Source organism: Moritella marina ATCC 15381, assembly GCF_008931805.1.
In the GTDB taxonomy this organism is placed as follows: domain Bacteria; phylum Pseudomonadota; class Gammaproteobacteria; order Enterobacterales; family Moritellaceae; genus Moritella; species Moritella marina.
This window is the reverse complement of the sequence record NZ_CP044399.1, coordinates 2,382,546-2,397,497: the sequence shown is the minus strand read 5'-3', so window position 1 is coordinate 2,397,497 and position 14,952 is coordinate 2,382,546. Positions and strand designations below refer to the sequence as shown.

Below are 14,952 nucleotides of genomic sequence, written 5' to 3'. Positions count from 1 at the left end.
AACGCAACTACAAACAGCCTACCATCAAAATATCAATAAGACTTAAGTTATATACATTATAGAGAGTATACATATGCACAATGATGACTTTAAAGCGCTGTTAAATAACATTCAATCGGCAGTTACTAGTGATGCGGACTCTGGTCAGAATGTAACAACTTACACATTATCAGATGAAGCGCTTACTGAAAAAGGGCTTGATGTACTTGCTGAAAATTTGAAGGGTTACAAAGACGTTAGAATTGACGGTAGTAATTTAGTACTTACCCACGCTGATAAGTAATATTTTTAGTGTAAATAAGGTGCAGTGGAGGGATTGGAGATTTAGACAATTGTTTATGTAAATAGACCATCGCTAATATCGGATAATTAGCGATGGCGTAAGACCTTACTTATATCAAGATGATATTAAGCGTTGTCTTCTTCTGATTCATCAGCGATCTCTTCTGCATTATCTTCAACGCTTTCTGAAACTAAACGAATACGACGTGCGTTACGGTCGATTTGGTTTTGTAAGAAACCTTTTAACTCAGTCTCTGCCCAAACTTGTGCTTCTGCTTCTGAAGCAAAACCAGCTTGGCTTTTTGATACAACTGTTTTTTTAGATGTGATCTTTCTAACGATTTCAGCAGTCCAAGAACCGTCTACTAGTACCAAATTAAAATCGTACTTTTTACCTTTAGCCATGAGTCTATTTCCTAGCGATTATTAAGTGTGATGTTTTTTCATAAATGGTGTTTTTTCATTCTACTTAATCACCGCGATACGTTTTGTTATCAACACTGGATAAAGAGAAATGAACTAGAGGCGGGATTCTAGGCTAAAATCACAAAAACACCAGCAGTTAATTAAATTCATCACTAGATTTTAGTATATATCGACCATTTTTAATCATTTTTCGTAAAGAAGGGTAATTTTAATGATGCTGACTTGTGATATTTCATTATTATCGGTAAAAAGATGCACTGTGACTAATCTAACCATGAGCTTAATGACCAACATATATGCGCATCACTAAACCTACAAACAACGCCAATATCAGCTTGCTATTAATAGTAACGTTTTTGATTGCTTGTATGGTTAACAATGCTTATACGTTTAATAATCCCCAAGGTGTTTCACAAGGAACTTTACAAAGCGTTGTACAAGATAAGTCGACAGTCAGTGCCGTTGCTAATGCGGAACTTTACAATGACAGTTATCTCGATAACAGTGATGGCGTGTGTAAATTGACCGAAAAGTTATTACAAAAAGCCAGTACCCACATGGATGAGCTGGTAATGATCATATTAATGATCATTATGTTTAGCCATTACTTTATGCGCCAGACACCGAATACAATTTCCCTCACCACTCGATTGGTTCCCTCACAACGTCGCCATCTTATTTTGTGTAAATTTGACGAGTAATACTCTGTCCTACCTTAGTTATAGTTAAAGACACGATGAAACAAACTCCATTTTATATTAACTATTTGATATTAAATGTTTAAGTCTTTTCTGTAACTCAGGTATATTAACGAATTATTATGTTTATCTATAGGTTTCGCCTGTTGATTGACAACCGACTTAATACAATTGGTATTGAAGTATCGTTACGATGACTTTATGTACTTTTTGGAGACATGATTTGAAGACAATAAAAGCCTTATTTGTAACTTGTTTACTGTTTATTTCGACGAGTATTTCGGCGCAGACAACGGGTTGGTTACAAGATCCATCACATCCGCCTATCCAGTTGCGTTTTATGCTGACAGGGCAAGTGGATAAAACCACTAACACTGTACCAGCAGTACTTGAAGTAAAGCTTTCAGGTGACTGGAAAACTTACTGGCGTTCACCTGGTGAAGGTGGTATCGCCCCAAGTATTGGTTGGCAAGATTCAAGCAATCTGGTTAATAGTGATTGGCAATGGCCAGTGCCGAAACATTTCTCATTACTTGGGTTAGAGACTTATGGTTATACCGATACCGTTAGCTTTCCAATGCAATTACGCTTCGAAGACATTGATAAACAGTTGGTATTAGCGGGTACCCTAACCTTATCTTCATGTACAACGATTTGTGTACTCACTGACTATGATATCAATATGTCGGTTGATATTAGCAATCTGCAAGCGGATGCTGAAGCGATATTTTTGTATAACAAAAGTATCGTCAAAGTACCGAAAAAAATAGATGATAATGATGCGATTGAGTTGCTATGGGATCAAGAGAAAAGCCAGTTACAAGCAACAGTATCAGGTTATAACTGGACTGGTACACCGACATTATTAATTGACGGCGATCTTGATACTAGTTTTAAGCTAGCGACTGTTGAGCAAGTTGCGGGCACTATAACGGCTGTGTTTGATGCAAGCAGTTGGTTAGGTAAGGTGGAGTTAATTGATAAGCCATTAAACTTAACGGTCATCGACTCTGAGCAAGCATTAGAATTTTCGACGCCTGTTATTGCTGGGTTTGTTACTGTGACAGGCGAGTCTTTAATTGGTATTGTGCTTTTTGCGTTATTAGGTGGTCTGATACTTAATATTATGCCTTGTGTTTTACCTGTGTTAGGCATGAAATTAAGCACCATTATTGATGCTCCGCGTGTTGAAAAAGGTAAAATTAGACAGCAATTTTTTGCATCCGCAGCCGGTATTATCGTGTCGTTCTGGTTACTTGCTAGTTTCATTTTCGTACTTAAAGTGTCTGGTCAAGCGATAGGATGGGGGATTCAATTCCAAAGCCCGTGGTTTATCGCTGTCATGGTTGTGATCACCGCGGTGTTCTCATTAAATATGCTCGGTGCATTTGAATTTAGTTTATCGTCAAATGTACAAACTAAATTAGCTACTGCTGGTGATGACAGTAACCGTGGTCATTTCTTACAAGGTATGTTTGCGACCTTACTTGCGACACCTTGTAGTGCGCCATTCTTAGGGACCGCTGTTGCTTATGCGTTAGGTGCGGATACCCTGAGTTTATTTGTTATCTTTACTGCGTTGGCTATCGGTATGGCATTGCCGTGGTTGTTAGTTGCAACTTTCCCATCACTTGTCAGTCTATTACCTAAGCCTGGTCGTTGGATGGGCTCGGTTAAAACCGTCTTTGCTGGTTTGTTAATGCTGACCTGTTTATGGCTCGTCACACTGTTATCAAGTTTCTTACCGACGATCGCGATATACGGTATTTTGGTATTAATTTGTGCTGTGTTCTTAGGCTATATGGTTAAGCTTAAAGGTAAGCGTGCTGTATTAATTAGTATCAGCGTGGGCTTGATATTAGGTAGTATTGTCATGTTGGCAGCGTCTTTAACAACAAGTAAATGGTCAAATGGTTTACCAGATGATTTAGTGTGGCAAGATCTCGATGTGGTTAGTATCGAGCAACAGGTTAAAGCGGGTAAAACAGTCTTTGTGGATGTGACCGCTGATTGGTGTATTACCTGTAAAGCCAATAAAATAGGCGTGGTATTACAAGATCCTGTCTATAGTAAATTACAAACAGAGAATATGGTGACGATGAAAGGTGACTGGACCGTTCGGTCTGAGAAAGTGACGGATTATTTACAAAATAATGGTCGTTTTGGTGTGCCCTTTAATATCGTTTACGGCCCGAAAGCGCCAAACGGTATTCCACTACCTGTCATTTTAACTGATGACGCCGTGATGAATGCAATTAAGCAAGCGAGCGGTGAATAATCATTACAGCTAATCCCATCGCGATGGGTCAAACAAATTTTATAATAGGAATGATCATGAAAACGAAATTATTAACACTATCAAAGTCAATCACTGGTGCGCTTTCAATCGGTATTTTAGCAACCCAAATGGCGTGGGCTGCACCTGCTATTCCACAAGCAGAATTTAATCAAATGGTAAAAGAAGCCTTGGTTAATAACCCTGAAATCTTAAAAGAAGCGATTATAGCTTTGCAAGAAAGTGAACAAAATAAAGTCAAAGAGCAGCAAGGAAAAAGCTTAAACGACAATTACGCTGCGTTGTTTAACAACAAAATGGATCCGTGGATGGGCGCTGAGAATCCAGAGTTAACGATCGCTTATTTTACTGATTTTAACTGTCCGTATTGCAAAAAAATTGAACCGTTGTTAGAACGATTAGTTGAAGAGAATCCTGAAATTCGTATTGTATATAAACTGGTACCGATTTTAGGTCCAAGTTCGAAAGAGGCTACAGATTTAGCGCTGACAGTATGGCAGAATGAACCTGAAAAATTTGCCGAACTACATAAGAAATTGATGTCACGTCCAAGTCGTTTAGACAGTGAAGCTATTGCTAAAGTCGGTAAGATCACTGATACAGAAGCGTGGTTGGATGATACTGGTAAAAGTGTTGAAACGACGATTAATACCAGTATGGGACTGATGCGCGAGTTTGGCCTGAGTGGCACTCCTGCACTTGTTTTTGCCGACCAAATTGTGGGTGGTTTAGTGCCTTATGAGCAATTAGAGAAACAAGTTAAAGCAGCACTCGCGGCTCAGCGTAATAAATAAAAGTCTTGTTTACCAATCACATTAAATAGCTTAATGGTTATTGACTGTGCTTGGTATTAGTACTGATATTAACATGCGTATTCACAACGGAAGCGATTAGATGAAACAACGACTACTTGGTTGGATTAAGCAATTAACCATTTTCTTATTACTTGCCTTGGTGATTACTACCGCCGTTGATGTGTGGCGTGGTAAAGATTTTCCGAAAGAGAGCGTACCAGCCTTAGTGGGAAAGACACTGGCGGGGGAGACGGTCGATCTTGCTGAGTTAAGTCAAGATCAAGCTGTGATTGTCTATTTTTGGGCGACGTGGTGTCCTGTGTGTAATTTTGTTAGCCCTGCTGTTGATACACTATCCGAATATTATCCGGTAGTCACAGTGGCATTAAGCTCGGGCGAAGACTTGCGGGTTAAAAAATACTTACAGCACCATGAGTATCGTTTTGATGTGATTAACGATGAAAATTATGAATTAGGTAATGATTGGCAAGTGAAAGTAACCCCTACCATCTTAATTATTAAAGATGGCGAGGTTAAATGGTTAACCACCGGGTTTACCAGTTTACCTGGTATTTGGTGGCGTTTAATGATGAGCTAAAATTCATCCCAGCTATCATTGTTTGATAATGCCGCTATAGCCTTGTTATGGGATTGCTGTGTTGTGAGAGGTTGAGCCGTCATTGGCTGTGGAGCCGCTTGCTGTCCATTACGTTGGTTATAGCTGGCATTTGTTGGACGATGTTGATCACCTTGCTGCTCTTGATTATATGCTATTTGCTGTCGTGCTTGCTCCGGTTGTATTAGCTTGAAAAATTGGATTAACTGGGTCATGTGATTCACTTGCTCGGACATAGCGGAGCTGGCTACTGAGGCTTGCTCTACCAGGGATGCATTTTGTTGGGTTACTTCATCCATTTGAGTCACTGCTTGGTTTACTTGTTCAATACCGCTAGATTGCTCTGTTGCCGCGTTACTCACCTCAGATATCATGTTGGCGACATGCTCAACCGAATGAACGATCTCTTGTAATGTATCCCCTGAATCATTGACTAACGAAGAGCCTACCTTTACTTTTTCAACACTGTCACGGATCAGGTCTTTAATTTCTTTGGCTGCATCGGCAGAACGTTGTGATAGGTTACGTACTTCACCTGCTACGACTGCAAAACCACGACCTTGCTCTCCAGCGCGCGCCGCTTCTACCGCTGCATTTAGCGCGAGTAGATTGGTCTGGAAGGCAATTTCATCTATCACGCCAATAATGTCATTAATACGATTGCTGGCGGTTAAAATTTCCTTCATGGCAGAGACTGCATCCTGCACTGTTTTCCCGCCATTTTTGGCTTTGTTTTTAGCCTCGGTAGCAAGTTTATTCGCTTCATCAGTATTCGCAGCACTTTGTTTCACGGTAGCGGTGATTTCTTCCATGCTAGACGCTGTTTCTTCTAATGAACAAGCTTGCTCTTCCGTGCGTTGACTCAGGTCTGTATTACCCAGAGCGATCTCGTGTGATGCGGTACTGACCGTATTTGCAGATTCTCGTATCTGACTGATAATATTGGTTAACTTATCGATGGTGTTGTTTGCATCATTTTTGATTTGTTGAAATTCGCCATTATATTCTTGTTCAATGGATTGAGTTAAGTCACCTTCAGACATGCGCGATAATAAGCCGCCAATATCACTGACAAATAAGGATGAGCTTTCAAGCAATTCATTCAAACCACTGCTTAACTTGGTAAAAAATGCATTCTTACCTTCAAGATTTATTCGCTTGGATAAATCCCCGTTTGCGGCAGCTGCTACAATCTCGTCAATTTCCTGTTCAATGGCTAATTCAGCTGTTTTATCATTCCATTCAACCACGGTACCTAGACGTTCATTCGCTGCGTTGGTGACTGGGTTTAGGGTGAGTTGCATGGTTCTGCCACCAATGTTGATATTAGCTTGATGGGTTGATGATAGTCCTTGTACCATTTGTTGCTGATGTTGTGGGCGTTTATGGAATATGTCGATATTAGCCCCCATTAACGCTGCCACACTAAAATTAGGTAAGTCTTTCTTAATGTCTTTTTCTGCATTACTCAGCAGTTTATTGACGGACTCATTCATGTAAATAATATTACGTTGACCATCTGCGACCATGACGTTTGCGGTGACATTGTCGAGGGCATTTTTGATACGTAGGGCTTCTTCTGCCGTTAAGCGAGACTCTTGAATGTCAAAATTAAGCTTGGTTTGGGTAGTGTAAATAGCTTGGAATAGTTTACCAAATTCACTGTTATTGCGAATTTCAAATTTATTCTCGTATTTACCTTCGTTAATATGATTGAAAATGCCAATTAGCTGCTTGATTGGTTTCATGATTGTGCGGCTTAGTACAACCATGAAAAGCAAGGTTAAAATGAGGAACGTGACGAGTCTTTCAGCCCCTAAACTGATAAAGGAATCATTGATTTGAGTATGCAGGTTATTCGTGGTCTGCTGTGTGAGAAAGGCGTAGTTTTGCTGTAGTAGTACCAGTGCATTAAGCGCAGGTTTGCTATCTATTTTCACACTACTATCAATTGCCTTAATACCTGCACCGCTGGTAATAAGAGATTGGACCTTGTCGAGATTATGACGGTATTGCTGGGCAACATTAACAATGTCTTTTAGTGCATTTTGTTCTTTTGCGCTAATGCCTGATAAAGCTTGGTAATGATTGACCTGGCTTAGTAGGCTGGTATAGCGTTGAATAAATGTTTCTCTGTAAGACTCATCTTGACGCAGAATATAATTTTTGAATTGATGGACAATACCGCCATAGCCTAATGACGTGGTGATTTCATTGATGACAGTACCGCGTGCAGAAATATTCGCTTGGTAGCTATCCCAAGCGGTATCAATTTTGTGAACGTTATTATACTGAACAAGGGCTCCAGCCACTAAGATAAAGGCAATGAAAGTCGTCAATATCGTGAGTTTGGCTTTCAGCCCTGTATTTACTAGTAATGTTTTTAGTGTGACTAGTGGATTTTTTCGGGGGGCGTTATCGCTGTTCATCGCCTGATAGGTTTGTTCTGCATCTTTCACTTCTTGTTGCGTCGGCTTTGTTCTTACCGACATAAATTCGATAACTTGGCCATTTTTTTTAATCGGGATGACGTTTGCAACAACCCAGTAAAAATCGCCATTTTTAACTCTGTTTTTGATGATGCCAGTCCAAGGGTTCCCTTTCTGTATCGTTTCCCAAAGATCTTTAAAGGCAGCTGATGGCATATCTGGATGTCGAACAATACTGTGGCTTTTACGTAATAGTTCTTCTTCAGTAAAGCCGCTTAATTCAATAAATGCTCTATTAACAAAGGTGATAGAACCCTTCAGATCGGTTTTGGAGACAAGAATATCTCCTTCTTTCATAAATTGTTCTGTATCTGTAATTGGCATATTGATTTTCATTGCCATAGCCTCCCGCTTGAGTAAGTTCCATATCCCAATTTGTAGTTTGGGTATAAATAACCCTAGCTATAAATTGGTAATTGGAGAGACTGTGGTAATACAAAGCAGATAAGTGCGAGCTAGATCTATAAAATAGCTGATTTCGTTTGAATTACGCGTGGTAAGTCGTGATTCGATTTAGGTAATAAGTGCAACACGCGTCTTGTTTTTGGTGATAAAAGCGACTATTTACCATGCAGCGCTTTAACGCCTTTTAATACCGAAATGGTATAGCCGTATTGATTTTGATAAAACTTAGAAATAAAACCACTGACATAAATGTATGATTTTTCGGTCATAGCTTGGCCGTGATTAAATTGCACCACACGGCCGGTATCATCTTTTCCACGAATGTCGTAACGCTTGTTAATGACTTGGTATTTGCAGCTGTTGACGGTAATGTGACAGCGTACATAATCACCGAGCTTACCTTTTAATCGTAATGTCTCACTGATATCGCTACCATCGTTATGCAGAGCAAGTTTTTTGTCAGTTGCGAGTGGCGATTGGTGGCTTAATAAACCTTGGTTGTTTACGATGTAATTAGAGATGATTAAGGTGGCCGTTGCCAATTCATTTTCAGCTAAGACACTTTGATTACAGAGCTGTTTTAATTTGTCGTTTAAGCTGGTTGACCTCATTTGTTTAGTATACAAAATGGCTTTCTCAACAAATTCAAAACTCAGGTATTTAGGGTAGGCTGATGTTTGATAGCGCTGTGCCGCTTTACTGTAAGTAGCATATTTAAAATCATGATGAAATTGAATGGCATCTTGTTTACTGATAAAACCATGTTGGCTAATTTCATCTTCGACAATGGCTAAGTAAAGACGTAGCGGGGCACCCGATGCATACGTTTGATTAAATACACTGTTTTGTAATTGTTCAAGTTGTGCAACTAATGCGGGCAGTTTTTGTAAATATGTGGCAAATGGCATTAACTCCGGCAGACGCTTTTTTACACAACCGAGATGGGCACAGAAATCACCTTGCTGTGAGTGGCTAAATATCAGCCCTTGGCTACGATTTGTAGTGGTATTACAGATACTGCAAGTACGCGTGAAACTCGGATTTTTTAATAAATTGATTGGCTCTGCATATTCATTTATCGCATAGATATTTTTGTTATCAGTGATATCATAATACGCTTCGATAATGTATCGCTCGTCGCTTTGCTCCAAAAGATCTAATGTAATTTCATAACCTTGAGCAGTCACAAGTTGATCTGCTTTTTTTACCGTTAGTGCCGCTATTGGGCTCACCGTAACAAAGTCTGAAAAAGCAAAGGAATCAAAAGGTGCAAGTAAGTCTTCTATGGTAGACTTTAGGTTAGCGTATTGCTCAGTTGTAATTAAATATGGCATTGTGGTGTTAAACAGTTATGAATAGAAAAATGGAGAGCACATACTTTATCGTGCCCGATCATGTCGCGCAATCATCATCACTTTCTGATGCTGCATTTCGCTTATTAGTATGGATGTTATGCAAGAAAAATAAAGATCGCATTGCGGATTTTTCACGCTTTTCGCTGCAATCAGATAAACAGCATAGCATTACTGAACTGATTAATAAAAACTATCTTCAACAAGATGACAGTGGCTTGTACATCAATAGTGCCATTATGTATGAAGACTTTAAAGAACAGCTTCCAGCGCCTGTTGAAGTGGCTGATCCTGGCCTGCAATATTTCCAACAAGTATTTGATTTAGTTGCTGAGTATTCACAAAAAAGACTAAACTTTAATAACAGTAAATTCCGTGTGCGCTGCGATGAGTTTATGCGCCAAGGTTTTACAATTGAGCATATTAAGGTGTTATGTATTCAGCTTAACAGCCGTAACCCAGCCTTTGATTGGTACGAGCTAGATGCGACCGAATTACAGCATATTAAAGATGTTTCGGCTGTGAATAGGGTTAATGCGCCTGCGAGTATTCAATCGGTTAATAACCCTCATTCTGAAGCTCGCCAGCCTTTTCAGCCAACGATAAGCCGTCAAGGTGTGCGTCATATTCAAAACCAAAGTGGTTTTATGCCTAACTACCAGCAAATTAGGCAAGATCCGCAAAAAATGGCCGATATTAAGCAAGTTTATGATTACTGGTTTAGTTCTAAACGTTTACAACAATCACAATATATTGCTCCCAAACAGGCCCATTTCGAGAAACTGCATAGCCTATTACTGCTACATTCTATTGCTGAGTTGAAACGCGCGGTTGATGGTGTTGATCACCGCCGTGATTTGGTCAATAAAGGCCGTAATTTTAATGATATCTTTACTAATTCGGGCAATATCGAAAGCTTGGTTAGTTTAGCCGATAGTATGGAAGTGAGCCAAGCTGACTCACCCGCGCTACGTATCTTTAATTATTGGGTTGAACGAACACAAAGTGCTGTAGGGGTTAATTTACGCATGACTGCAGAGCAACGTGATCGTTTGATACTGCGTTTGCAGGTATTTACTGAAGCCGATCTCAAGTTAGCTATTGATGGTGCCCAAGTTGACTCTTATTATCAATCAGTGCACTTTGCTTTTGGGTTATTATTCAAAGATGATACCAGCGTGCATAGTTTGATATCACTAGCACTGAATGGTAAACAAGATGTATCGAAAGCGAGTCGTAAAGACAGTAACTTAAATAAAGCCCTAGCAGACATGGGTATTAGTAAGTTAACGGTTGGTATGACAGAACAAAATGGTGGTTTTGTGAATCCTATGGTGCGCGATCACGCTAACTCGCCGGCGCCATTGAAAAAATTACCGCCACGATTTATTGATCCGGGCTTCTCTGATAGCGACGACGATTAACATTAAACTTGGACGTAGAGTGTATGGAACAAACAATTAATTTAACTCAGCCACAAACAGAAGCGATTGCAACTATGTATACTATGCTTGCAAGCAGCTTTCCGTCATTTAATTATGACTATGATTCGGCACAATTTAATATCTGGAAACTGACTTTTACCAAATATGCACCTGAAGCGATTATTAAGGTCGCAGAACAGATACCAACATTGCGTCGTAGTAATGGCTTACCTTATGATTTTCCGCCAAGTCTACCTGTCGTAGCGGATATGATCATGCGCGAGTCTATTGTATTAATGGGTCATTCTGACCACGATAAAGCTTATGACCGCTTGTTTAAATTTAAACGTAAGAGTCCGGCTGAACGTGCTGCGACAGGGGATAACTTTGTTTATACGCTGTATCGTCAATTAAATCGTTACATGGCGATGGATGCTGAAAAATTTAGACCCATTTTTACCCGAGAATATTTAAAACTAGCGGATGGCGTGACGAAAGGCACGATGATGTTAGACGAAATTCCGTTGGCGATTGAGAGTAAATAAACATAGTTGTGCTTTTCTTGCCTGGCCTAAACTGATGACGACTACATAATCATATGTAGTAACGGCATAAGTGATCTATCATTTTAATATAGCGTAATGATAGATTAGGCCATTAATGAAACAACCCCCACCTTGTAAACATCAAAATGGAAAACCCGGCCATCGCGGTTTAAAGCGTATAGTTAAAGCGGCTGGTTACTCGCTCCATGGGCTGCGGGCCGCGTTTAAATATGAGTCAGCGGTCAGGCAAGAGTTACTCTTGTTACTTATTTTTACGCCTATTGCATTGCTGCTCGATGTGTCTCATATCGAGAAGATTTTGTTGATTGGGGCACTGCTGCTCGTGTTAGTTATTGAACTACTCAACTCCGCGATTGAGAACGTTGTTGATCGGATTGGCAGCGAATATCATGAATTAAGTGGTCGTGCTAAAGATATTGGCTCGGCAGCAGTATTTGTCAGCCTATGCCTGGCCTTGTTTGTATGGTTCATGATTGTACTTTTATAGTAAGCATACCTTCGAGTAATGATAAAAGGGATAAGATATGGTTTGGAATGGTATAACTAAAGTCGAAACCAATGTTTGTAAAGGTCTAGGGATCTTGATGATCGTGATTCATAATTTCATGCATCGTTTCCCAACGCCTAGTGAAAATGAAATGGAATTTACTGCCGGTAAGGTTTACAGTTTGTTTGATATATTATTCACCGATCCCGCGGGTATTATTCGTGCTCTATTTAGTTATTTTGGCCACTTTGGGGTGCAAATATTTATATTTTTAAGTGCCTATGGATTAATGAAGAAATATGCGAAAGACGAGAATAAGTTATTATATTTTAAATTCATCGTCGATCGTGTTGTCAAAATTTACCCGATGTTTTTACTCGCAATCGTGTCATATTTTGTGTTTATGTTCATATTTAACGTTATTTATAATGGCATGGGTTTTAGTGAGTGGTTTATTCCGCTGTCAAAACCACTGATCTTTAAATTGTCGTTATTATATAATTTTTATCCATACCAAGGATTGTCGATAGTTGGACCATGGTGGTTTTTATCGTTTATATTTCAATTTTACCTCGTATTTCCATTCATATTGATGATGTTCAAACGCTTTGGAAATACATCTTTAATCGTTCTAAGTTTACTTTGTATTACGATTTCCATGTTAACTAGTGGTTATCTATATAGTAATGTAAGTGTTTTTATTACTGTTATTGGCCACATGCCGGTCTTGTGTTTAGGTATTTATTTAGCACAAGATAAACCTGTTAATTTATCCAATTGGTTACTGGCTGTTGCTATTTTAGTATTCACTTTAGGTAACTTTAATGAATATGCTTTCTTGGTGAGTCATTTCTTTTTCTGTATTATGTTGCTCTTTGCTTTTAGCTATATATTAAAAAATATTAATCAGGATGGATTCGGGTTCAAAGTGTCTATGCTCTTTGGCACTATCTCAATGCCGTTATTTTTAGTTAATGGTTTTTTAAGAACGCCTTGGGAAAGTATCTCTCATGATATCAACAATGAATTCGTGACGATTTTATTGTGCTTATTGTTTTTGACGATATCTTCGCTATATTCGATGTTTTTATTGCAGGTAAATAATAAGGTAACTGGCTTATTAAAGAGGTAACCTTAAGCGCCGCTATAGTATGTCGCCTAAATCGCACTATTTAGTCTAATACCACGATCTAATCTAATACCACTATCTAGTCTAATACCACTATTTATTGAAGTATACTACTTCCGAAGAGTCATTTATAGCATACTTCTCTTGTTTAATTTTAAGGTTAAATACCGATTTAGTATAATCAATTTGTTCTGCTCTAACACCGATCCACTCTGCGAAAGTATGGGGGAAATCTCTCAGAAAGTATGTCGTCTCCTGAATCTGATTACCGCTTTTATTGCTGGAAATGAATATAAGAGGGACTTCAAGTGCTTTTCTTTGAAACAAGTTTCCTACCCCATGAGATTTATACGGTTTTCTTTCTATATCCACGAGCCCATGATCTGAAAAGTATATGACTTCATAATCTACAGCGCTTTTTTTGAGTAGTGAAACTATGTCATTAATGAATATACTCGTATTTAGAATACTATCGTCATAACAATTTTGGTCGTTTTTTAATTGTGCTCTATAAGCGTCGTTTAATATGGATGCATCTTTGGTTCTTTCACAGAAATCAGCATGAGAACCAATCATATGTAGAAAGTAAATATTATTCGAACCAGCAGTTAGATGCTTTTTTAAATCTTCGATTAACACGAAGTCAGAGTTTGCTTCTTTATAACTTTGATTATGAAAAATGGTTAAACCAGTTCTGTTGGCAAGATTAGTAATGGGGCTGTCATATATTCCTGTTTGACCTTGATTAGAAAACCAAAATGTATTGAAACCGGCAAGATTTGCTAAATCAATAATGTTTAAATTGTTATTTATAGTTAGTTTATCATTTATAGCTAAGATCCGACTTAAAGCCATACCTGTTTGTGGCGCTGGTGCAATAGGGTCTGAAATGAACGTCACCCCATTTGTATTTTTCAGCGGCGCTGTGGTTTTTCTGTGATAACCGTAAGAAGATAAAGCCGATTTTTGCACTGATTCACCAATAACAATGACATAATTTTTGTTCTTAGATAACGATGAGACACTGACATTTTCCCATTCTGTTGTGATGGGATTATTCTCAATTTGTTTCAATTCTGAATAAGATTGTGATAAAGCAATCGGCTTTAATAGTGGCATGTTGAATAGAATGTAATAAGCTCGAGTCATCGGCACTAACACTACTTTACCGTTTGGAGATGCTGAAAATATTGCGTTATTCTTGGCTTGTGTAGATGACAAGCCGGTCATTAACACAAGCAGCGTGATTAAACTTAACTTAATTTTAAAACCGGCTAAACATTGGTTTATTTTAAATAGGATAAATGGCGTTAAAATGAGTTGTAGAAATACAACTAGCGGTATATCAAAAGACTGAAGCATCTCCACCGTCTCTTTTGTATTTGTTTCTATGATGCTGATATAACTACCTAGTTCAAATCGACCGTATTGAATTTTAATAAATAAGTAAAGTGATGAAAGAGCACTTATCAAGACAAAAAGACATAAATTTAATAGTTTTAACTTGAAAACTGAAGATATGACTAAAATGAAAAGAGTGCTAATACAGGTTTTAATTACAACCCCGGTAATATAGGTTAGGTTAGCATTGCTTAACGCGTTTTCTAAAGATTTTGCATCGGCAATAATAAAAAAATAATAGATGAAAATGAATGAAATTGAGGCTGTTAAGTATATCGAATTTTTAGAAAAACTCAGTTGTATTTTTTTTGACATTCCACATGGCACCCAGTTAACAATCGCTATGTTTAATATTAGACGACAAAACTTTAAATGAACGGCAGAATTGGATATTTTTTAATTAAAACAAACGCTAACGATCATAATATCCGTGGATGTTAGCGTTTGTATATTGACCCCGATTAGGTTTGCTTTTGGTGGTAACATACTGACTCGTCACATCTAAGCAGAAATAAGCCTTGTTTTTTTACAGGTCCTACATCACTTCTCTATATCCCTGCTTTACTTATTATGTGGCGCCAGCATTT

13 protein-coding genes are annotated in these 14,952 nt (G+C 38.5%); 9 read left to right on the top strand and 4 right to left on the bottom strand.

Annotation, left to right across the window (positions count from 1 at the left end; translation table 11 throughout):
• Positions 1–73: 73 nt before the first annotated feature.
• Positions 74–283 carry a hypothetical protein gene (locus tag FR932_RS10790; RefSeq protein ID WP_019440632.1) on the top strand — a complete coding sequence of 70 codons (210 nt, stop codon included), beginning with the start codon at positions 74–76 and terminating at the stop codon, positions 281–283.
• Between the two features lie 125 nt (positions 284–408).
• Here FR932_RS10790 and FR932_RS10785 read toward each other — a convergent pair whose 3' ends face one another.
• Positions 409–687: a DUF3622 domain-containing protein gene (locus FR932_RS10785; RefSeq protein WP_019440631.1), complete on the bottom strand. Its 279-nt coding sequence runs from the start codon at positions 685–687 to the stop codon at positions 409–411.
• A 317-nt stretch (positions 688–1,004) separates the two neighbouring features.
• Between FR932_RS10785 and FR932_RS10780 the strand changes: the two genes are divergently transcribed.
• The 4 genes from FR932_RS10780 to FR932_RS10765 all read left to right on the top strand — a co-directional run bounded on the left by FR932_RS10780 (position 1,005) and on the right by FR932_RS10765 (position 5,094).
• Positions 1,005–1,409 (top strand): hypothetical protein, encoded by a 405-nt coding sequence (locus FR932_RS10780; protein ID WP_019440630.1) that lies wholly within the window; start codon positions 1,005–1,007, stop codon positions 1,407–1,409.
• Positions 1,410–1,629: 220 nt separating this feature from the next.
• Positions 1,630–3,684, top strand: a complete 2,055-nt coding sequence (locus tag FR932_RS10775) for a protein-disulfide reductase DsbD family protein (RefSeq protein WP_019440629.1) — start codon at positions 1,630–1,632, stop codon at positions 3,682–3,684.
• A 56-nt stretch (positions 3,685–3,740) separates the two neighbouring features.
• Positions 3,741–4,496, top strand: coding sequence for a DsbA family protein (locus FR932_RS10770; protein WP_019440628.1), 756 nt, complete (start codon positions 3,741–3,743; stop codon positions 4,494–4,496).
• A 100-nt stretch (positions 4,497–4,596) separates the two neighbouring features.
• Positions 4,597–5,094, top strand: coding sequence for a redoxin domain-containing protein (locus FR932_RS10765; protein ID WP_019440627.1), 498 nt, complete (start codon positions 4,597–4,599; stop codon positions 5,092–5,094).
• Here the strand turns inward: FR932_RS10765 and FR932_RS10760 are convergent.
• Together FR932_RS10760 and FR932_RS10755 are read right to left on the bottom strand one after the other, a co-directional pair.
• Positions 5,091–7,943 (bottom strand): methyl-accepting chemotaxis protein, encoded by a 2,853-nt coding sequence (locus FR932_RS10760; RefSeq protein WP_019628860.1) that lies wholly within the window; start codon positions 7,941–7,943, stop codon positions 5,091–5,093. The two genes, FR932_RS10765 and FR932_RS10760, sit on opposite strands and share 4 nt — an antisense overlap.
• A 218-nt stretch (positions 7,944–8,161) precedes the next feature.
• The gene (locus FR932_RS10755; RefSeq protein WP_019440625.1) at positions 8,162–9,340 is read right to left on the bottom strand and encodes a hypothetical protein; all 1,179 of its coding nucleotides are present in this window, start codon (positions 9,338–9,340) and stop codon (positions 8,162–8,164) included.
• Between the two features lie 17 nt (positions 9,341–9,357).
• Here FR932_RS10755 and FR932_RS10750 point away from each other — a divergent pair, with 17 nt between their 5' ends.
• From FR932_RS10750 to FR932_RS10735, 4 genes are all read left to right on the top strand, one after another.
• The gene (locus FR932_RS10750; RefSeq protein WP_240532375.1) at positions 9,358–10,782 is read left to right on the top strand and encodes a hypothetical protein; all 1,425 of its coding nucleotides are present in this window, start codon (positions 9,358–9,360) and stop codon (positions 10,780–10,782) included.
• A gap of 23 nt (positions 10,783–10,805) precedes the next feature.
• Positions 10,806–11,327: a hypothetical protein gene (locus FR932_RS10745; RefSeq protein ID WP_019440623.1), complete on the top strand. Its 522-nt coding sequence runs from the start codon at positions 10,806–10,808 to the stop codon at positions 11,325–11,327.
• A 115-nt stretch (positions 11,328–11,442) separates the two neighbouring features.
• On the top strand, positions 11,443–11,835 hold the full coding sequence (locus tag FR932_RS10740; RefSeq protein WP_019440622.1) for a diacylglycerol kinase: 393 nt from the start codon (positions 11,443–11,445) through the stop codon (positions 11,833–11,835).
• Positions 11,836–11,872: 37 nt separating this feature from the next.
• Complete coding sequence (locus FR932_RS10735; protein WP_019440621.1) at positions 11,873–12,967, top strand: acyltransferase family protein; 1,095 nt, start codon at positions 11,873–11,875, stop codon at positions 12,965–12,967.
• Positions 12,968–13,057: 90 nt separating this feature from the next.
• On the opposite strand, the gene FR932_RS10730 is transcribed toward FR932_RS10735, so the two are convergent.
• Complete coding sequence (locus FR932_RS10730; protein ID WP_019440620.1) at positions 13,058–14,680, bottom strand: phosphoethanolamine transferase; 1,623 nt, start codon at positions 14,678–14,680, stop codon at positions 13,058–13,060.
• Between the last annotated feature and the right edge of the window lie 272 nt (positions 14,681–14,952).